The 19,714-nt window shown below is 62.7% G+C and carries 12 protein-coding genes and 1 tRNA gene; 5 read left to right on the forward strand and 8 right to left on the reverse strand.

Features of this window, described 5'->3' with window-relative positions; all coding sequences use genetic code 11:
• Positions 1-10 precede the first annotated feature (10 nt).
• Positions 11-2,869 carry a putative bifunctional diguanylate cyclase/phosphodiesterase gene (locus GQB03_RS16740; RefSeq protein WP_159691853.1) on the reverse strand — a complete coding sequence of 953 codons (2,859 nt, stop codon included), beginning with the start codon at positions 2,867-2,869 and terminating at the stop codon, positions 11-13.
• A 117-nt stretch (positions 2,870-2,986) separates the two neighbouring features.
• Positions 2,987-3,886, reverse strand: a complete 900-nt coding sequence (locus GQB03_RS16745; RefSeq protein WP_159691855.1) for a histone deacetylase family protein — start codon at positions 3,884-3,886, stop codon at positions 2,987-2,989.
• A 157-nt stretch (positions 3,887-4,043) separates the two neighbouring features.
• Here GQB03_RS16745 and GQB03_RS16750 point away from each other — a divergent pair, with 157 nt between their 5' ends.
• On the forward strand, positions 4,044-4,895 hold the full coding sequence (locus GQB03_RS16750) for a DNA ligase (protein ID WP_159691857.1): 852 nt from the start codon (positions 4,044-4,046) through the stop codon (positions 4,893-4,895).
• A gap of 16 nt (positions 4,896-4,911) precedes the next feature.
• Here GQB03_RS16750 and GQB03_RS16755 read toward each other — a convergent pair whose 3' ends face one another.
• The 4 genes from GQB03_RS16755 to GQB03_RS16770 form a co-directional block, all read right to left on the reverse strand.
• Entirely contained in the window at positions 4,912-5,520 is a 609-nt protein-coding gene (locus GQB03_RS16755; RefSeq protein WP_159691859.1) for a DUF502 domain-containing protein, read from the reverse strand.
• Positions 5,521-5,674: 154 nt separating this feature from the next.
• Positions 5,675-6,649, reverse strand: coding sequence for a transglutaminase family protein (locus tag GQB03_RS16760; protein WP_200832264.1), 975 nt, complete (start codon positions 6,647-6,649; stop codon positions 5,675-5,677).
• Entirely contained in the window at positions 6,646-9,132 is a 2,487-nt protein-coding gene (locus GQB03_RS16765) for a circularly permuted type 2 ATP-grasp protein (RefSeq protein WP_159691863.1), read from the reverse strand. The genes GQB03_RS16760 and GQB03_RS16765 overlap by 4 nt, the downstream gene beginning before the upstream one ends.
• Before the next feature lie 46 nt (positions 9,133-9,178).
• Positions 9,179-12,568 carry a transglutaminase family protein gene (locus GQB03_RS16770; RefSeq protein ID WP_159691865.1) on the reverse strand — a complete coding sequence of 1,130 codons (3,390 nt, stop codon included), beginning with the start codon at positions 12,566-12,568 and terminating at the stop codon, positions 9,179-9,181.
• A gap of 238 nt (positions 12,569-12,806) precedes the next feature.
• Between GQB03_RS16770 and GQB03_RS16775 the strand changes: the two genes are divergently transcribed.
• The 3 genes from GQB03_RS16775 (at position 12,807) to GQB03_RS16785 (ending at position 18,181) form a co-directional block, all read left to right on the forward strand.
• Positions 12,807-13,982 (forward strand): M20 aminoacylase family protein, encoded by a 1,176-nt coding sequence (locus tag GQB03_RS16775; protein WP_159691867.1) that lies wholly within the window; start codon positions 12,807-12,809, stop codon positions 13,980-13,982.
• Between the two features lie 218 nt (positions 13,983-14,200).
• Positions 14,201-16,693 (forward strand): ABC transporter permease, encoded by a 2,493-nt coding sequence (locus GQB03_RS16780; RefSeq protein ID WP_159691869.1) that lies wholly within the window; start codon positions 14,201-14,203, stop codon positions 16,691-16,693.
• 63 nt (positions 16,694-16,756) lie between these two features.
• Positions 16,757-18,181, forward strand: a complete 1,425-nt coding sequence (locus GQB03_RS16785; protein ID WP_235027106.1) for a DNA recombination protein RmuC — start codon at positions 16,757-16,759, stop codon at positions 18,179-18,181.
• 6 nt (positions 18,182-18,187) lie between these two features.
• On the opposite strand, the gene moaA is transcribed toward GQB03_RS16785, so the two are convergent.
• On the reverse strand, positions 18,188-19,273 hold the full coding sequence (moaA, locus tag GQB03_RS16790; RefSeq protein ID WP_159691871.1) for a GTP 3',8-cyclase MoaA: 1,086 nt from the start codon (positions 19,271-19,273) through the stop codon (positions 18,188-18,190).
• 44 nt (positions 19,274-19,317) lie between these two features.
• Here moaA and GQB03_RS16795 point away from each other — a divergent pair, with 44 nt between their 5' ends.
• Entirely contained in the window at positions 19,318-19,539 is a 222-nt protein-coding gene (locus GQB03_RS16795; RefSeq protein WP_159691873.1) for a hypothetical protein, read from the forward strand.
• A gap of 13 nt (positions 19,540-19,552) precedes the next feature.
• On the opposite strand, the gene GQB03_RS16800 is transcribed toward GQB03_RS16795, so the two are convergent.
• A tRNA-Asn gene (locus tag GQB03_RS16800) sits at positions 19,553-19,628 on the reverse strand.
• Between the last annotated feature and the right edge of the window lie 86 nt (positions 19,629-19,714).

Genomic DNA, 19,714 nt, shown 5'->3' on the forward strand with positions numbered 1-19,714 from the left:
TTTCCAGATGTTATTCATCCATGTTGCGCTGCGATAGATCCTGCGGTGCCAGCAAGGCAGCGAAGCGTTCCGCGGGCAGTGGTCTGCTGTAATGGAATCCCTGTGCGTATTCGCAGCCGTTCCGGGTCAGCAGTTCGATCTGTGCTTCGGTTTCGACGCCTTCGGCGACGATCTCGAGTTCGAGGCTGTGGCCCAGCTGGATGATCGTGCGCACGATTATCTCGTCGTCGGGGTCCACGCCGAGGTCCTTGACGAAGGCGCGATCGATCTTGAGGTGACTGACCGGAAAACGCTTGAGATAGGCAAGGCTCGAGTACCCCGTACCGAAATCGTCGATGGCGAGCTTCAGGCCGAGGCCTGCGAGCGCGGTAAGGGCGGTGTGGGTGGCCGACGCATCTTCCATGACGACCGACTCGGTGATTTCGAGAACCAGACTGCTGGCCGGCAGGCCGGTTTCTTCGAGCGTCTGGGCGATGGTGTTGACCAGCCCGTCGCGTCGGAATTGCACTGCCGAAAGGTTGACCGCAACCGGGATCGGGCGCCCGGCGATCTGTGCCCAGCGTTTCGACTGTTTGCAGGCCTCGGCGAGGGCCCAGTTTCCAAGTTCGTGGATATGGCCAAATTCCTCGGCGACCGGAATGAAATGATCGGGCGGGATGTGTGTTCCGTCGGGCAGTACCCAGCGCATCAGCGCTTCGGCACCGAAGAGCTTGCCGCTGCGCAGGTCGAACTGGGGCTGAAACCACAGGTGGAGTTCGCCGCTGCTCATCGCCTTGCGCAACCGCACATCGAGATCAAGTTTGTCGTTGAGCGCGACGTTCATGCTTTCGGAGTAAAAGCAGAAGCCGCGGCGTCCGGCATTCTTGGCCTTGTAGAGTGCGACGTCGGCTTTCTGCAGCAACTGCTCGCCAATGTCCCCATCTTCGGGGAACATCGCGATGCCCATCGATGCGCTGATCCTGAGCTCCCGCCCATCGAGGCTCACCGGATCGGCCAGTTCTTCCTGCAGCTTCTCGCAGACGTGCATGGCATCGGACGCACCGCGCAATTCCGGCAGCAGGATCACGAACTCGTCACCACCCTGGCGGGTGATCGTATCGGTCTCGCGAAGATGCGCCATGAGGCGGCCCGCCACGGCGATCAGCACCAGATCGCCGCACTGGTGGCCGAGCGTGTCGTTGATGGTCTTGAAATGGTCGAGATCGAGGTAGATCACGGCGACCTGATTCCCCTCGCGATGAGCCCGCGCGAGGGCGCGATCGAGGCGATCGTTCAGCAGGCTGCGGTTGGGCAGCCCGGTGAGCCCGTCATGGGTGGCGATGTATTCGATCTGCTCCATGGTGTTGCGTCGCTCGGAAATGTCCGAAAGCGTGCCGACCAGCCGCAGCGGTGCGTTCTGCGTGCTGCGGGTGACGACCTTGCCTCGCTCCATGACCCACAGATAGCTACCGTCGGTCCGCATCATGCGGTGCTCGCTCTCGAAGGTCTGGTCGAGTCCTTCAAGGTGGGCGGCAAGCCTGCGCTCCACTTCTTCCAGATCGTCCGGGTGAATGCGGCTTCGCCGGAATTCCGGCCCCTTGGGCGCAACGTCCACACCGAGCAGATCGAGCCATTCGGGCGAATAGAAAACGCGGTCAGAGGCAATGTCCCAGTCCCATACGCCGTGGCCCGAGCCTTCGAGGGCGAACTGCCAGCGCTGCTCGAGTTCGGCCAGCGTTCGTCGCTGGCGGCGGTTCTGCCCGAGCATTCCGAGCAAGGAGAGAAGCGATAGCGTGAGCAGTCCCAGCACCGCTGCCCCGGCCCAGATCTCGGTTCGGTAGCGCTCGTAGGTCGAGGGGTTGTAGTCGAGCAGGATGGCGTTTCCCGGAAGCTGGTCGATGGGGAGCTTCCAGCGCGCCATCTGGCGGGCGCTGTACATCGGGTGGCCCGGAAGTTCGAGTACCTTTCCGGCTGGCCAGCTGGCAGGATTCTCAACGAGTTTTCGCATGGTATCCGCGATGGCGGTGGCCGCCGTGCTGCCGGCAGATACCATTCCGCCAACGCAATCGCTCGCCTTCAAGAGCGGTTCGAAGGTACAGAACATCGGTACGCGGGACGCCTTGGAAAGTCGCGCAGCGTAGGTGGCGGGCGGCAGGAGGTTACGGCCCTTGCTGTCCCTGGAAGCCCTCAGCAACAGGACGATACTGTCGGGTGAGGCCTTGGCCAGTCGTGCCGGAAGTTCGTCGGCATCGAAATCACCGATGTAGCTGATCGTCAGCGTCTGCGTGAATCGTGTCAGGTCCCGACGTGCGATCTCCATCATCCGCTTCTCGACCGGGGTGGATCCGCCGATAACGAGCACGTTTCGCGTATGCGGCAGCAGCCGCACCGCCTGTTCGAGTGTTTCAGCAGCGGCGAGGCCGTTCTCGGCAACGCGTACGTCGGGGGGAATATCCAGGGATGCGGCATCGGCCGACGTGGGCTTGAGAAATACGACCGGTCCCTTGGCAAGGTCTCCGCCGAAATCGATGAAATATTTGGCTGCGGCAACGCCTGAAAGCAAGACCGCGTCGAATCCGGGCGCGGTGTCGACATGTTGGGCGTAGAGCTTCGAGATCGCCTCGGCCCGAGCCCGGTCGTAGAGCGGAAACATGCCCAGATAAAGTGTTTCGAGTCTTACCCCCGGTTTGTTCGGGCCCGCTGCCAGTGACTTGCGCAACCCGTCTTCGAGGGTGCGTTCGTAGGGCGTGTCGCGCTGCCCGAAAAATATTGCCAGGACCCGTTTCGGGTTTTCTGCCGGGACGCTGTCGAGCCCCCCCTCGCTCGCAACCACCAGCAGCGGCTGAATGAGGCTTAGCAGAAGAGCGAAGCGGCGAAATCTTCGAAACATTGCTTGAGGGTCGGGTGCGTGGCTTTGGTCAAATGGACGACAAGGAGATATCAACGGCCCGTCGCCGTTGTTTCTGTAGCGGTGGGAATGCAATGGGTCGCGCCCCCCGGCTGAATTCTAAGTCAGCAGTTCCCTGGAGAGGAGAATCGTGGCCTGATGGATTGCGACCGTATCCGCGATGTTGCGCGCATAGCCGCCCGCCATTGCGATTGCCACCGGAACGCTGCGGAACCGACAAGCCTCGAGCACCATCTGATCGCGGGCGGCGAGCCCTGCGCAGCTCAGGCTCAGGCGGCCAAGGCGATCGTCGACATACGGATCGGCACCGGCAAGGTAGATCACCAGCTCCGGGGCGCACCGGGCAAACACCGCCTCGAGGCCGGATTCGAGGCGCTCGAGATATGCGGCGTCCGTGGTGCCGTCCTCGAGTTCGATATCGAGGTCGGAGCGACCCTTCCTGAAAGGGAAATTCTTTGCCCCGTGAATGCTGAAGGTGAAGATGCTTGCATCATCCTCGAGAATCGACGCGGTGCCGTCACCCTGGTGGACGTCGCAATCCACGATGGCCACCCGTTCGACCCGTCCCTCGGCTTTCATTGCGCACGCGGCAATCGCCGCGTCATTGAATACGCAGAAACCCGCGCCGAAATCCCGGTGCGCATGGTGGGTGCCGCCAGCCATGTTTACGCCACAACCGTCCTCGAGCGCGCTGCGACAAGCGGCGAGCGTTGCACCGGCGGAGCGTCGCGAGCGCTCCACCATTTCCGGTGACCAGGGAAAGCCGATTCGTCTCGTTTCGTCCGGACGGAGTGAGCCGTCGATGATCCGCTGCAGATAGTCGGGATCATGGCTGCGCAGTATTTCCGCGTCGCTGGCCGCCGCCGGTACGACGAAATCGGCTTCGGCGAACCGTTTCGAATCGCGTAACGATGCGCGCAGCATCGCGTATTTCTCCATCGGAAAGCGGTGTCCGGTCGGCAATGGCAGGACGAAATGGTCGGCGTAGAAGAGCTTCATGGTGCGCCTTGCTGCGGCGGCGACTGAGTCAAGGCTTGATTCTAGTCCTGCCGTGCGGCGCGTGCATCGCGTCGATACGGGCCCATCGGGCATCCCGCGCGAGACGACCCGAATTGCCCGATTAATGCAAAATGCATTTTTTTGCGTTGAGGACGGCATGCAACGGATATTGCGGTTCCTGGTTTTCCTGCTTGCCCTGTTCGGACTCGCCGGGGGCTGTGCGGCCGATCCGCCGGCACTTCTCCTGGCACGGGACTGGGACGTCCGCAGCGATCCGCGTGGCTACTGGGTGAGCGAAAAGCTGGATGGTGTGCGTGCGCTTTGGGACGGAACGACGCTACGTACTCGTGCCGGAGAACTCATCGCCGCGCCAGACTGGTTCGTCGTCGGTCTTCCGTCCGTTCCGCTCGACGGCGAGCTATGGATCGGCAGGGGGCGCTTCGAGGCGCTTTCTGCGACCGTCCGCAGGCAGGCGGCACGTGACGAGGAATGGCGGGCGGTGCGTTACATGGTATTCGAGCTCCCCGGTGGCGAGGGCGACTTCGCCGCACGCCTCGCGCGTTTGGAGACGATCGTGACGCGCGCCGATGTCGGCTGGCTTGCGTTGGTGAAGCAGTTCAGGGTCATCGATGCGCGTGATCTCCTCCGTCGCCTGCGCGAAGTTGTCGCCGCGGGTGGCGAGGGTCTGATGCTCCATCGCGCCGATTCGCTTTATCTTACCGGCCGTGCCGATGCGCTCTACAAGCTCAAGATGGTGGACGATGCGGAGGCGCGCGTGCTTGCGCATCTGCCGGGCAGGGGGCGTTATCGTGGCCTTACCGGCGCGTTGCTGGTGGAAATGCCGGATGGTCGTCGATTCCGCATAGGCAGTGGGCTCACTGACGCGTTGCGCCGCGATCCACCGCCGGTGGGGAGTCTCGTGACCTATCGCTATCGCGGATTTACCAGGAGGGGCACGCCGCGTTTCGCGACCTTCTGGCGGGTTCGCGAACTGCCACGAGGGCAATGAGTGCGGCAGTTAGGAGCTATTCCCGGGCCGCCGTCTTCCGGGCGCCGCCGTTTACACCGGCGGTCAGGATGAAGCGCATCGCCGCCTCCCTGGGCATGTCGACCGGCACGAGGTCGGCGCGCGGGACGAACACCGTGTAGCCGCCGACCTGGTAGCTCATCGGAAGATAGACCGCCACTTCGTCGTCTCCCGCAAATCCCTCGGGCAGCGCCGAGAAATCGCTGCGGGTCACGAAGCCCATGAGCCGCAGGGACGTGCCGGGCAGGGTGAGTGAAACAAGCTGCAGGTCGTCGTCCTTGTCCTTGCTTGTCAGCAGACTGAAAAGGTCGCGCAAAGCCGAATAGATCGAGTTGATGAGCGGTATGCGCAGCAAGGCTTCTTCGACCTTGTGGAAGAGGGCACGAATCACCCAGGCCCGCATCAGGATCCCCACGCCGAACACGATGAGCGCGGCGAACGCGATGCCCATGCCAGGCATGCGGCTTTCACGTGGCAGCACCCATGCCAGTACGTTACCGAAGAACGACTCGGCCGTAACGAAAATCCAGACCAACAGGTAAACGGTTGCCAGGAGCGGCAGGACCGTCAGCAAGCCGGTTGCGAATATCTTGCCGAGCGCTTTCACATGACTCTCCGATCCGGTTTCATGGGCTGTGTTACGGCGAGCGGGTCAGGCATCTGTGCGGCGTAGGGTTGCATACCGCCTGTCCGTCAGCGGGGCCTCGCACCCGCGAGTGCGTGTCGGCGCAAATCTTCCGCTGGCCGCGCGCCTGCGTCGATCAATCGTCTTCGGGTTCGGGGGAAAGCCCGGGAAGCCATGCCGGTGCGTCTTCGACCTCGGCATAGACTTCATCAAACTCACCTTCCGGTACGACCGTCACCTTGATTTCGGGATCGTGGCTGCCGCCGCCCAGCAGCACGCCGCGGAGCGGGGAAACATCGGCAAAGTCGCGCCCCCAACCGAGCGTGATGTGCTCCATGTCGGGCTTGACGTTGTTAGTCGGGTCGAAATCGATCCAGCCTGATTCGGGGCAGTACACCGCCACCCAGGCGTGGGTTGCGTCCGCGCCGATGAGCCTGGGCTTGCCGGCCGGGGGACGGGTCAGCAGGTAGCCGCTCATGTATCTGCCGGCCAGCCCGATTGAGCGCAGGCACGACAGCATGAAGTGCGCAAAATCCTGACACACCCCACGGCGCTTCTCGAACACTTCGGTCACCGGTGTTGACACGGTGGTGGCCTCGGGATCGAACGTGAATTCGTCGAAAATCCGGTTCATCAGGCGTTCGACGCCGACGAGCATTGCCTCGCCTTCCGGAAAACAATCGTGTGCGTATTCGGCAAACTCGCGTTTTACCCGAACATGTCTCGATTCGAACAGGAAGCGATTGGCCTCGAGCAGTTCGGGCGGAAAACGCTTCCCGGCCTGATAGGCCAGCGTGCTTCGAACACGCTCCCAGTTCAGCCCTTTGTTGAGTTCCGGCCATTCACGCGGTGTGACCTCGACCCATGACTCGGCCCTGATCACCAGCGCGTCGTGATCCCGCTGCAGATGCAGGGTCCTGACCTTGTTGCCGAAATCGTCGACGAAGTCGTTGCTGCGGGTCGGCTGCGGGTCGACCGCCAGACGATGGGACAGACAGTGCTGCCAAGGTAACTCGCGTGGTGTCAGCCTGAGCATCTGCCGCGATTCCCCGACCGGCTGATCATATTCGTAACGCGTATCGTGGCGAATGTGATAACGGACGAAGCTCATTGCCATCCTCCCATCCGCGCGGTCAGGCCTGTGTGGGCGAAGTATTGGCGCTGGAGTTCGTCGGAGACCTGGTAGGAGGCGGCTTCGCACTGGAACAACAGATCCGCGAGTTCTTCGCATGCTTCATCGCAGCTGTCCGCTTCAAAGCGGGTGAGGTCAAAACCGCGCAGGGTCTCGGATAGCGCATCGAGCTGCAGCGGTCTCGATTGTCCGAGTTCGCGCGAATTCCGCTGCAGGTAACGGCGCAGGTTGTCGAGCTGGAATGCGACCGAATGCGGATTGGTGACATCGAAGGCGAGGAGATGCAGTACCGGCAGCAACTCGGGTGCGCGGCGATAGCGGGCGCGGTAGGTAACGATCGAATTGCCGGTTTCGAGCAGCCATTCGAGCGAGCGACGCCGCATGTTCCGGCTGGCGCGCAGCACGCCGGCCAGCAAGGTGGCCTGTATGGCAAGCCGCTCCAGCCTGCGGCCGACGATGAGAAAGCCCCAGCCTTCGTCCCGCGTCATGTCGTCCATGGCAAAACCGGCCAGGGCGATACACGACTGCATCACCTGGTCGACTGCGAGTAGCGCCTGTTCGACGTCGTCGACCGGTCCGGTTAGTAACTGCGAGAGTCGGTTGAGCGCACGCCAGTTGTCCGATGACAGCCTCTCGCGGACCTGGCTGGCAGCGCCCGAAAGCCTGTAGAGGCAGGACGCCAGCGAACCGGAATGACGCGGATCGGATACCGCCGCGAGCAGCAGGGTCTCGGTATCCTTTTCGGGTTCGTCTTCCTCCGGCGGCTCGATGAGGCCCATGTTGCGGGCTGCGCGTTCGACGCCGGGCAAGGTTGCCAGGGCTTCCGGGTCGGTGTCCGAGACCCGCGTGAGTGCCGCACGCAGTACCCGCGCGCTGCCTTCGCAACGTTCCGCGTAGCGGCCCATCCAGAAGAGGTTTTCGCCGACGCGGGAGGGTATTTCGGTGCCCGAGCAGACCAGATCGATCACGCCGAGCCGTGTCTTGAGCATGGTCGTGTCCGGCACGGGGCCGGTAGTGCGCACCCAGGTATCCTTCGAGAGGCCGCCGCGCTGCATCGACACGACTTCGTCACCTTCGCGCGGCGATACCCGTGTAAGCGCGCCAGGCATGACGGTGTAGCCGTCCGGCGTTGCCGCGGCAAACATACGTAGTCCGACCGAGCGAGGGACGATCCGGCGCTCGTGTCGCCGGCTCCATACCGGCGCCTGCGACAGGCGAACCCATTCCTGGGCAACGTAGGCGTGTGGCTGGGCACGGATGCGTTCGATCATGCGGGTGCGCGAATCGCCCTTGAGCTGATAGCCGAATACGGTTTCCATCCGCATGCTCGGGAAGGTCGGCTTGATGACAAGTTCGTCGAGATGCGAGAGCACGTATTCGAGCGCGGGTTCTTCCCCGCACCACCAGCTTGCGACCGCGGGGAGCTTGAGCGGTTCGCCAAGCAGCCTTTCCGCGATGGCAGGCAGGAAACCCAGCAAAGCGCCGGTTTCGAGTACACCGCTGCCAAGCGCATTGGCCATGAGCACGCGGCCGGCACGTACTGCCTGTAGCAGGCCGGGAACGCCAAGTGCGGAGTCGGAGCGCAGCTCCAGCGGATCGCAGAAATCATCGTCGAGGCGTCGGTAGATCGCATGCACCCGACGAAGGCCACGCAACGTCTTCAGGTACACCGTATCGTCACGTACCGTCAGATCCTGGCCTTCCACCAGCGGAAAGCCGAGATATCGGGCGAGGAAGGCGTGCTCGAAATAGGTTTCGTTGAAAGGTCCCGGGGTCAGCAGGACCGCAAGTGGCGCCTCGCCGTCGGTCGGTGCGAGGCGCGACATGCCTTCTTGGCTGGCGCGGAAGAAACTCGCCAGGGTCTGGACCTTGAGGTCGCGAAAGGCGTCCGGAAAGGTCCGCGACAGGATGATGCGGTTCTGCAGCGTATATCCGGTTCCGGAGGGGCCCTGCGTCCGGTCGCCCAGAACCCACCATTCACCGTCCGGCGCACGTGCCAGGTCGGCAGCGTAGTGGTGCAGGTAGATGCCCCCGGGGGGACGAATCCCTCGGCAAGGCCACTTGTAACCAAGCTGACCGAAAATGAGGGCAGGTGGAATCAGTCCATCGGCGATGAGTGTCTGGGGGCCGTAGAGGTCGGCGAGGATCAGGTTGAGGAGATGGGCACGCTGAGCCAGCGCGTCCGAGAGCGTTTCCCATTGCACCGGATCGACGATCAGCGGCAGGAGGTCGAGCTCCCAGGGCCGCTTCACGCCTTTCGGGTCTTCGTAAACGTTGTAGGTGACACCGTCGGCCTCGATGGACTCACGCACATATCGGGCACGCCGCTGCAGCGTGTCCGAGGGCAGAAGCTCCAGACGGTCGACGAAGGGTGCCCACTGGGGACGAACGCCGTCGTCGTCGAGGCGCATCTCGTCGAACCTGTGGGGCAGGCGCGGGTAGTCCTGAAGGAGGCTTGGCATCAGTTCTAAGGCGCCGGCTCGATTGGGGCCGACGCCTGGTTGGTTATTACCGGGTGCGCAAGTCTAGCGTGAAAGCGAACTCGGGATTGTGTCGAACTTCTCCTGCCTTGATCTGACCCGGCGTGTGTCCGTGCCGGAAGAAACGGCCCAAGCGGCGACTCTCCGCAGTAAATGCATTGACCGGGAAAGTGTCGTAGCTCAGGCCGCCCGGATGGGTGACATGGTATTGGCAGCCGCCCAGGCTGCGATCCATCCACGTATCGACGAGATCGAACGTGAGTGGATTGTCCACCCCGATGGTCGGGTGCAAAGCCGAAGGGGGACCCCACGCCTTGTAGCGGACGCCCGCGACGAATTCGCCCGCGGTGCCCGTTGGTGTCAGGGGCACGGTCTGGCCGTTGCAGGTCAGCCGATAGCGATCGGGTGCCATGCCGGTCACCTTGACCTGCAGGCGCTCGAGTGACGAGTCGACGTAGCGCACCGTCCCGCCGATGGCGCCTTCCTCGCCCATCACGTGCCAGGGCTCGAGGGCCGCGCGTACTTCGATCTCCATGCCCTTGACCGCGAAGTCTCCGTATTTCGGGAAGCGGAATTCTAGGTGCGGGGCAAACCATTCGGCCTTCATCGGATAACCCGCGGCCTGCATTTCGTCCATGACGTCGTTGAAGTCCTGGGCGACGAAGTGGGGCAGCATGAAGCGATCGTGCAGCTCGGTGCCCCAGCGGACCAGTTTGGCCGGCTTGAACGGTTTTTCCCAGAAACGCGCGATCAGGGCCCTGAGCAGCAATTGCTGGGTCAGGCTCATGCGGGCATGGGGCGGCATCTCGAAGGCACGCATCTCCAGCAGCCCGAGGCGACCTGTGGGGCCGTCTGGCGAATAGAGCTTGTCGATACAGAACTCGGCACGGTGGGTATTGCCTGTCGCGTCGATGAGCAGGTTGCGCAACGCGCGGTCGATCACCCACGGCGGGCACTTGTCGCCGTTCTCGGCGAGGACCCGGTCGAGTTCCTTGAACGCGGTCTCGATCTCGTACACCGAGTCGTTGCGGGCCTCGTCAATGCGCGGGGCCTGCGAGGTCGGCCCGATGAAGATGCCGGAGAACAGGAAGGACAGGCTGGGGTGGTTGTGCCAGTAGCTGATCAGGCTTCTGAGCAGGTCGGGCCTGCGCAGGAAGGGCGAATCCGAAGGCGTGGCGCCGCCCATGACGAAATGGTTTCCACCGCCAGTGCCGGTGTGGCGACCGTCGAGCATGAACTTTTCGGTCGTCAGGCGCGACTGCCGGGCCGCTTCGTAGAGGTGGGTGGTCTGATCGACCAGTTGATCCCAGCTTGCTGCGGGGTGGATATTGACTTCGACCACACCGGGATCGGGGGTGATCCGGAAGTGTGCCAGGCGCGGGTCGCCGGGCGGCTCGTAGCCTTCGAGCATGACCGGTTGATTCAACAGATCGGCAGTGGCTTCGATCGCGGCGACCAGTTCGAGATAGTCCTCAAGCGCGGCGACCGGTGGCATGAAGATGTACAGAATGCCGTTGCGCGCTTCGGTGCACATCGCCGTGCGGGTGATCCAGGCTGCGGACTGGCCGAAGGTCGGACGGGTACTGGTCGATGCGCTGCGGTCGGAAGCTGCGGCCGCGGCTGCAGCTGCGGCCTTTGCCCGCGCTGAAGCTGCAATTTCGCCCGCTACCGGCTCCCCCATCAGGTTGCGCGGGCCGCCGGAAATCGATTGGGGGCGAATTTCGGAATAGCGCGGCAGGGGCGGGAAAGTGTTGAACTGGTCCGGTTGGTGAATCCAGGGATAGTCCGTCGCGCCGGTCCACGGTTGCGAGTCGAGCGGCAGACGATAGCCGATCGGCGAATCACCGGGCACCAGGTAACAGCGGCTCTCGCGCAGAAACCAGGGGCCGGTCTGCCATTTTCGCGTCGCCGGATTGCGGGTGATCGGTAGCACGTGGCCCGAAACCTTGTCGAGGCCTGCGGTGAATACCCTCTTGAGGCGCGCGCGTTCCATTTCATCGTCGAGACGCGAGTCAAACGGGTCGACGTTCACCGGGAGTCGGCTTTCGCGCCACATGTAGTAGAACACATCCTCATAGGCGGGAAACACGTACTTGCTGTCCAGCTCGAGCCGTATCGCCAGGGCCTGAAGGAATTCGCCGGCAATGCGGTCATCGGCAATGCCGCCACTGCGCTCATCGGCAATGAGCGCACCGTTCTCCCAGATCGGCTCGCCGTCCTTGCGCCAGTAACAGTTGAGTGACCAGCGCGGCAGCTGCTCCCCTGGATACCATTTTCCCTGGCCGAAATGGACAAGCCCCTTGGGCGCGTACTTGTCACGCATCCGGTGGTAGAGATCCGCGGAAAGAAGGCGCTTGGTGGGTCCCAGGGCGTCGGTATTCCATTCCGCTCCGTCGGGATCATCTACCGATACGAAGGTCGGCTCTCCGCCCTGGGTCAGACGCACATCCATGCGTTCGAGCGCGTCATCCACCGCGTGACCGAGAGATTCGATCGCGGTCCATTGTTCCTCGGTGTAGGGCTTGGTGACCCTTGGCGCCTCCCAGATCCGGGTGACGGACATCTCGTGATCGAACGTGACCTCGCACTTTTCGAGCCCACCGGTGACCGGTGCCGCGGAGCCCGGCTCGGGCGTGCAGGCGAGCGGAATATGACCCTCTCCCGCCAGCAGACCCGACGTCGGGTCGAGGCCAACCCAGCCGGCGCCGGGAAGGAAGACCTCTGTCCATGCGTGCAGGTCAGTGAAGTCCACTTCGGTTCCCGACGGGCCGTCGAGCGATTTGACGTCAGGTTTGAGCTGGATCAGGTAACCGGATACGAAACGGGCTGCGAGGCCGACGTGGCGCAAGAGCTGGACCAGCAACCACGCCGAATCGCGACACGATCCGGACCTGCTGACGAGCGTCTCCTCGGGCGTCTGGACACCCGGTTCCATGCGGATCGTGTAGCCGATGTGCTGTTGCAGACTGCTGTTCAGGTCAACCAGGAAGTCGATCGTGCGCCGTTTCTCGAGCGAGATGCCGGCGAGGTACTTCGAGAACTCGGGTGTTGCCGGCAGGCATTTCCGGAACGGGGCCAGCTCTTCGCTCTGCCACGACTCGTAGGCGAACGGAAATTCCTCTGCGTAGCTCTCGAGAAAGAAGTCGAACGGGTTGAAGACCGCCATTTCGGCGACCAGATCGACCTCGACCTTGAATTCGGTGGTCTTTTCGGGGAATACCAGCCGGGCCTGATAGTTCGACTGAGGGTCTTGCTGCCAATTGATGAAATGCGGTTCCGGCAGTATTCGAAGCGAGTAACTGAGTATCCGGGTGCGGCTGTGCGGTGCGGGGCGCAGCCGGACGATGTGGGGTCCGAGGCTGACCGGTCGGTCATAGTGGTACTGGGTAAGGTGGTGCAGGGCCACATGAATGGACATCTAGTGAACTCCGGTAGGGCAACTGACTGAGACGATAGCAAGGAGCAGGCCAACGGATACAAGCGTATCCGATGAGGCGCGGACCCGCCAGTAAAAGCGGAACGTGCATGCTGCGGTGCAGTCTGCACCGCTTCGATGCATTGAGTGCGCCGCACTGGTGCGTCGTGAGGCTGGCAGCCGCGATACACTTGGACATCGAACCACTTCAGGCCGTGCAGCGCCGAGCGAGGATTCACGCATGAGCATCGTCGAACAGATACGTCGCGAGCAATCGGCTCATCTGGCCAGTATTCGCAGGGATATTCACGCTCACCCGGAACTGGCTTTTGCCGAGCATCGTACCGCCGAACTCGTCGCCTCGCGGCTCGAGGCACTGGGCGTGGAGGTGCATCGCGGCGTTGGCAGGACCGGTGTCGTCGGCGTGTTGCGCGCTGGCAACACTTCCCGGGCGATCGGCTTGCGCGCCGATATGGATGCCTTGCCGATGCAGGAGCGCAATACCTTTCCGCATCATTCGCGCATCCCGGGGCGAATGCATGCTTGTGGTCATGATGGTCATACCACCATGCTGCTCGGCGCAGCCACCCATCTCGCGGCGAATCGCGATTTCGACGGAACCGTTTATTTCATCTTCCAGCCTGCGGAAGAGGGCGATGGCGGCGGTCGCGAGATGATCGAGGACGGTCTGCTGGAGCGTTTTCCGATGGGGTCGGTATACGGCATGCACAACTGGCCCGGTTTGCCGGCGGGCTCGTTCGCGGTCCACGATGGTCCGGTGATGGCTTGTGCCGATCGTTTCGACATCGAGATTCTCGGCCACGGTGCCCATGCCGCGATGCCTCATCTCGGCATCGACCCGGTCGCCGCGGGCTCGGCTCTGGTGCAGGCCCTGCAGACCATCTCCAGCCGAACCATCGACCCGGTGGACGCGGTGGTGGTGTCGGTGACCCAGTTTCATGCGGGTGAGGCCTACAACGTGATTCCGGATCGAGCGACGCTGTCCGGGACGGTCCGTGCTTTCAGGCCCGAGGTGCGTGAGCGCGTCGAAGAGAGCATGCAGCGGATATGCGCAGGGGTTGGTGCGGCGTTCGGCGCCAACGTCAAGTTCGCCTACCGTCGCGGCTATCCGCCGACCATCAACAGCAGCAAGGAGGCGGCGCTGTGCGCCGAGGTGGCGGCTGGCGTGGTTGGCGAATCGATGGTGCGGACCGACATGAAGCCCAGCATGGGCGCGGAAGATTTTTCCTATTTCCTGCAGGAGCGACCGGGGGCCTATGTGTGGATAGGCAATGGTCCGGGTGAGGGCGGCTGCGTGCTGCACAATCCCAATTACGATTTCAATGATGACATCGCGGCAGTCGGCGTGGCTTACTGGGTCCGGCTCGTTGCGCGCCTTCTCGCCGTCAGTGCCTAGCATGGCAGGAAGTTCGGAGGATCCGGTTCTTGCCGGGTTGCGTACCTGCGTACACCGCGCAATCGACCGGCTGCCCGTTATCGCGCTTCGCCCGACGTTCATCCGCAGGCTGCTCGTCCTGCTGGTTCAGGCCATGCTTCCGGGGGGCGGGAAATGATTCACCCTCGATGGTCTGCCCGATATTGAGAACCCGCCAGCGCCTCGCTTGTCCGAACTCCATGTCATTGCTCCGCCTCTCCTTTCGAATGCTCCTGCGCGACTTGCGCGCGGGAGAACTTCATTTGCTCGCGCTTGCCCTGATCATTGCCGTGGCCAGCCTCACGAGTGTCGGTTTTTTGACCGACAGGGTGAGCCAGGCGCTTCATCGTGAGGCGAATCAGCTGCTCGGCGGTGATCTCTTGCTCAAGGCCGATCACCCGTGGGCGGGCAGCGTGATCGAAGGCGCTCGGTCGCGGGGGCTTGAAGTGGTGACGACGACGCAGTTCACCAGCATGGCGAGTACCGCGGAAGCTGCACAGCTGGCGGGCATCAAGGCGGTTGAGCCGGGCTACCCCTTGCGGGGCAGTCTGCGTATCGCGCCCGGGCCCAACCGCGCCGATGCGCCAGCGCCGGGTGTGCCGCCGCGAGGAGAGGCCTGGCTCGACGAGCGGCTTTTCGCGGCGCTGGCGCTGAAGCCTGGTGAAAAGGTCGGACTTGGCAATGTCGAACTCAAGGCCAGTGCCATGGTGAGCTTCGAGTCGGACCGGGGGGCAAACTTTTTCAGCTTGTTACCCAGGATCATGATCAACGCCGGTGATCTTCCGGCGACCGGGCTGATCCAGGAAGGAAGTCGCGTCAGCTACCACTTGCAGGTAGCCGGCAGGGAGGCGGCGGTGGCGGCCTTCCGTGAGTGGGTCGGGCCGCGGCTGGGGCGCGGCGAATCGCTCGAATCGGTCGATAATGCGCGCCCAGAGATCAGGCGCGCGCTTGATCAGGCGCAACGATTCCTGCGGCTCGCTGCCCTGCTGGCGGTGATTCTTGCGGCTGTCGCGGTCGGCCTTTCGGCCCGGCGCTTCATGCAGCGACATGTTGACGGCTGTGCCGTGATGCGCTGTCTGGGCGCACCGGCACGGCGCGTCATGCTGCTCATCCTGATCGAGTTCCTGATCTTCGGCGTCGTTGTCTCCCTGATTGGCGGGGTGCTCGGCTGGGGCGTGCAGTGGGGGCTTGGCAGTGTGCTGGCCGGGGTACTCGGCGCGCGGCTGCCGAATCCGTCGATGCTGCCCTTTGTCCACGGCTTGTCGGTGGGGCTCGTCTTGTTGATCGGGTTCGCGGCACCGCAATTGATGCGACTGGGCTCTGTGCCGACATTGCGCGTGCTGCGAAGGGAATGGGGCGTGGTCGAGCCAGCCGCCGGCACCGCGTGGGCAATGGGCGCGGCGGTGCTGCTCGGCATGTTGTTGTGGATCGCCGCCGACTTCAGGCTCGGGGTGTTGGTGGCTGGCGGGTTTGCCGCTGCGCTGGGTATTTTTGCGATCGCCGCGTGGTTTGTGTTGCGTGCCTTCGGGGCGCTGCCGGTTACGGCAATCGGTGGAGGTTGGCGCTACGGGATCGCGGGCTTGCGACGGCGCATGGGGGGAAGCGTGGTGCAGGTGGTGGCGCTGGGCATCGGGCTGAGCGCCTTGCTCCTGCTCACCGTGATCCGGGCCGATCTGCTCGATACATGGCGTCGCACGGCTCCGCCGGATGCGCCGAACCGCTTCATCATTAATGTGCAGCCCTATCAAAAAGACGAAGTGGCCGATTTCTTCGTCAGATCGGGGCTTGAACGACCGGTGCTCATGCCGATGATCCGCGGTCGGATGGTAGCGATCAACGGCGCGGTAGTGAAACCCGACGACTATAAGGACGATCGCGCCCGCCGCCTTGCGGAGCGGGAGTTCAATCTTTCGTCAGCTGCGGGGTTGCCCGAAGGCAACCGGGTCGTCGATGGGCACTGGCACGGCTCGACCGATGCTGCCCAATGGTCGGTTGAAAGGGGGCTGGCCAACGAATTCGGCCTCAAGGTGGGCGATCGGGTCGCGTTCGATGTTGCCGGCGAACGAATCGAGGCACCCATCAGCAGTGTGCGCGAACTCGACTGGGATTCGATGCGGGTGAATTTTTTCTTCATCGCTTCTCCGGGTCTGCTCGACGGGCGACCGGCCAGCCTGATCGCGAGTTTCCATCTGCCGTCATCCGAGCATGATTTCACCACGCGTCTGGTGGCTGCTTTTCCGAACCTTTCGGTGATCGATGTGACCGCGGTGCTTGCCCAGATCCAGTCGATGATGGACCGTCTGATCGCGGTGGTGCAGTTCGTCTTCGGTTTCGCGGTCCTGGCCGGGCTGGTGGTGCTATGGGCTGCGTTGCAGTCGACCCATGATGAACGCGAATACGAACTGGCCATGCTGCGTACGCTTGGCGCCCGCAATCGCCAGTTGCGGCATGCCTTGCTGGCCGAGTTTGCGGCGCTGGGTGCGATCGCCGGGGTATTGGCTGGAGGCGGGGCTACCGCAATCGGCTGGGTGCTGGGTAACCAGGCCTTCAAACTGACCGACTATGTACCCGGAACGTCGGCAATGGTGCTTGGTGCGCTGATAGGTTGCACCGGCGTGATTCTGGCTGGATGGCTGGGTACGCGGGCATTGCTGAAGCGCCCGCCGTTGGCCAGCCTGCGAGCCCTTTCCTGAACTGTCGGACGGGCTCGCCGCGCTATACTCGCGGCCATGTCAGCGCCTGAGTTCGAGAATCTGTTGCATCAATTGCGGCCTTGGTGGCCCTATGTGATTGGTGCCGTCGCCTTGTTGCTCGGCGGCTTTCTCTGGCTGTTGCTGACGACCATGCGTCTGCGACGCGGGCAGAGGGATCTTCCGGATCTCGTTGCGGGTCGGCTCAGCCCGATGCTGGAGGATCTGCATCGGCAGATGCTGGGCAACCTGCACCTCGGTCTCGAGCGGCAAGGGGATCGTTTTGGCAGCCAGGCGAACACGAATGCGGAGCGCTTGCAGGTGCGCATTGCGGGCGACCTGAACGCCACCCGCGATGCAATGCAGACCTTGCAGCTCTCGCTGCAGGGCGCGCTCGCGGGCCAGCGTGAGGACGCGTCCCTGAAATTGTCTGAACTTGGTGCCGCCATTGCCAGCCGTCAGGAGCAACTGCGCGGTGAGTTGCTCGAAAAGACACTCACGACGCTCTCCGAACACGCGCGTGCCGATCGCGAGTTGCTGGAAGGGGGGATCAGGAAATCCTCGGTCCAGCTGGCGGCCAGTATCGAACAGCTTACCCGGACCATCAACGAGCGCCTCGAATCGATTTCCGGGAGGGTCGATGAGCGGCTCGAAGAGGGTTTCAAGAAGACGAACGAAACCTTTGTCAGCGTGATGGCGCGGTTGGCAACGATTGACGAGGCGCAGAAGAAGATTGATGGACTGACCACCAATGTCGTCAGCCTGCAGGAACTGCTTGGCGACAAGAAAGCTCGGGGCGCATTTGGCGAGGTCCAGCTCGAGGCCTTGATCACCAATGCGCTTCCGCCTGACGCATACGCATTCCAGGCGGCGCTGCCGAACGGATCGAGGGTCGACTGCCTGCTGAGCCTGCCTGAACCGACCGGCCGGGTGGCGGTGGATTCGAAATTCCCGCTAGAGAACTACCACCGCATGTTCGACACGGAGCTTGCGGAGATCGAACGCCGTTCGGCACGCAATGCTTTTCGCGCCGACGTGAGGAAACACGTGGACGCGATTGCCTCAAAATACGTTCTGCCCGGCGTGACCTCCGACGGCGCCGTGATGTTCCTGCCGGCGGAGGCCGTATTTGCTGAAATCCATGCCTATCACCCGGAGGTGGTCGGCTATGCGCAGCAACGACGCGTGTGGATCGTCTCGCCGACTACCCTCATGGCGGTGTTGAATACCGCCCGCGCCGTGCTCAAGGACGTGGAGACGCGCAAGCAGATCCATGTGATCAAGGATGCATTGGGCAAGCTGTCCAAGGATTTCGCCCGTTTTGACGAACGCATGCAGCGGCTTGCAACGCATATCGAGCAGGCCAGCAGGGATGTTCAGGACGTGCAGGTATCGAGTCGCAAGATCTCGGCGCATTTCCAGAAGATCGAATCCGCCCAGCTCGATGGAATTGATGCGGAAGGCGCCTTGATCGAAGGCACCCAGCGCTGAGTTCTTTCAGCCGCCGATATAGGACATCTCGATTTTCTTGAGTGCCGCGGTTTCGGCGGTGCGGATTTCCGAATAGCGGTCGTCCCGACCACGCCACAACCCACCGATGAAGGCAGTGAGCTGAGCATTGCTCGCGCCACTGCGCAGGAGGCTGCGCAAGTCGTGGCCTTCCTGAGCGAACAGACAGGTGTAAAGACGCCCCTCGGTGGAAAGCCGGATGCGGCTGCAGGTTGAGCAAAATGCCTGCGTTACCGAGGAAATCACGCCGATTTCGCCGCCACCATCGATGTAACGCCAGCGCTCTGCCACTTCGCCGTCGTAGTTCGGGCTGATCGGTTCGAGCGGAAACTCGGCACCGATCAGGTCGATGATCTCCCGGGAGGGTACTACCTGATCCATCTTCCAGCCGTTCGATGCGCCGACGTCCATGAACTCGATGAAGCGCAGGATGTGGCCACTCCGGCGGAAATGCCGCGCCATCGGCAGGATGCCGTGATCGTTCATTCCCCGCTTGACGACCATGTTGATCTTTATCGGCGCCAGACCTGCTGCCGCTGCCGCATCGATGCCTGCAAGTACGTCGGAGACCGGAAAGTCGACATCGTTCATGGCCTTGAACGTCGGGTCGTCGAGCGCGTCCAGACTGACCGTGATCCGCTGCAGACCGGCAGCCTTGAGGCGCGGCGCCAGGCGGGGCAGCAAGACGCCATTGGTCGTCAGGGTGAGTTCGATTTCCGGAATTCGGGCGAGCATCCCGATCAGTTCCGCCACGCCTCGTCGGAGCAGCGGTTCGCCGCCTGTGATTCGAATCTTGCGGACGCCATGGCTCACGAAGATCCGCGCGACGCGCTCGATTTCTTCGAAACTCAGCAGTTCGTTTCTGCCAAGGAACGGATAGTCCTTGCTGAAGACCGATTTCGGCATGCAATAGATGCAGCGGAAGTTGCACCGATCGGTGACCGAAATTCGCAGGTCGTGCAGGACCCTGCCGCGGCGGTCGTGGAGCGCACCGGTAGCACGCTCTTCGCCTAGCGAGGCGATGTCGGGAGTGTGGCGTGCATCCAGGATCGGAATGATTCGGTCACTCGACATGGTGGGAGTGTTCGTCACTGAGGGAATGCTGGATTGGACATCGCATGCGTCAGCGGTTCCTTGCGCTGGCACAAGCGCCGACAACTGCCGGCATTATCGAGCGCGAGATGGCGCGCTGCAAGGCGTGGGCCGTCGCCGGGTTCAGCGGGACAATGTCGGTGGTCGGTGCCGCGAAGCGCTATCATTCGGTCCGGGGATGGGTATTAGACGGCTGTCTGATATTCGCGCGGCGGCAGGGCGCAAAAAAGCCCCAACTTCTCAGTTGAGGCTTGGTTGCTTTGGCTCCCCGACCTGGGCTCGAACCAGGGACACACGGATTAACAGTCCGTTGCTCTACCGACTGAGCTATCGGGGAATCAAGAAGCCAAAATTATAGAAATGGATCTTAGTCCTGTCAACCACTTCCGATAAAATGGGGTCCACAATAATGACATCAATGGG

Origin of the sequence: Cognatazoarcus halotolerans, assembly GCF_009800965.1 — a bacterium.
GTDB classification, from domain to species: Bacteria; Pseudomonadota; Gammaproteobacteria; order Burkholderiales; family Rhodocyclaceae; genus Cognatazoarcus; species Cognatazoarcus halotolerans.

Bases quoted from the DNA above. Each gene is read 5' to 3' on its own strand.
- GQB03_RS16795 (WP_159691873.1), top strand. From the start codon at position 19,318: ATGCGTCAGCGGTTCCTTGCGCTGGCACAAGCGCCGACAACTGCCGGC.
- GQB03_RS16745 (WP_159691855.1), bottom strand. From the start codon at position 3,886: ATGAAGCTCTTCTACGCCGACCATTTCGTCCTGCCATTGCCGACCGGA.
- GQB03_RS16770 (WP_159691865.1), bottom strand. From the start codon at position 12,568: ATGTCCATTCATGTGGCCCTGCACCACCTTACCCAGTACCACTATGAC.
- GQB03_RS16740 (WP_159691853.1), bottom strand. From the start codon at position 2,869: ATGTTTCGAAGATTTCGCCGCTTCGCTCTTCTGCTAAGCCTCATTCAG.
- GQB03_RS16750 (WP_159691857.1), top strand. From the start codon at position 4,044: ATGCAACGGATATTGCGGTTCCTGGTTTTCCTGCTTGCCCTGTTCGGA.
- GQB03_RS16760 (WP_200832264.1), bottom strand. From the start codon at position 6,649: ATGAGCTTCGTCCGTTATCACATTCGCCACGATACGCGTTACGAATAT.
- GQB03_RS16780 (WP_159691869.1), top strand. From the start codon at position 14,201: ATGTCATTGCTCCGCCTCTCCTTTCGAATGCTCCTGCGCGACTTGCGC.
- moaA (WP_159691871.1), bottom strand. From the start codon at position 19,273: ATGTCGAGTGACCGAATCATTCCGATCCTGGATGCACGCCACACTCCC.
- GQB03_RS16775 (WP_159691867.1), top strand. From the start codon at position 12,807: ATGAGCATCGTCGAACAGATACGTCGCGAGCAATCGGCTCATCTGGCC.
- GQB03_RS16765 (WP_159691863.1), bottom strand. From the start codon at position 9,132: ATGCCAAGCCTCCTTCAGGACTACCCGCGCCTGCCCCACAGGTTCGAC.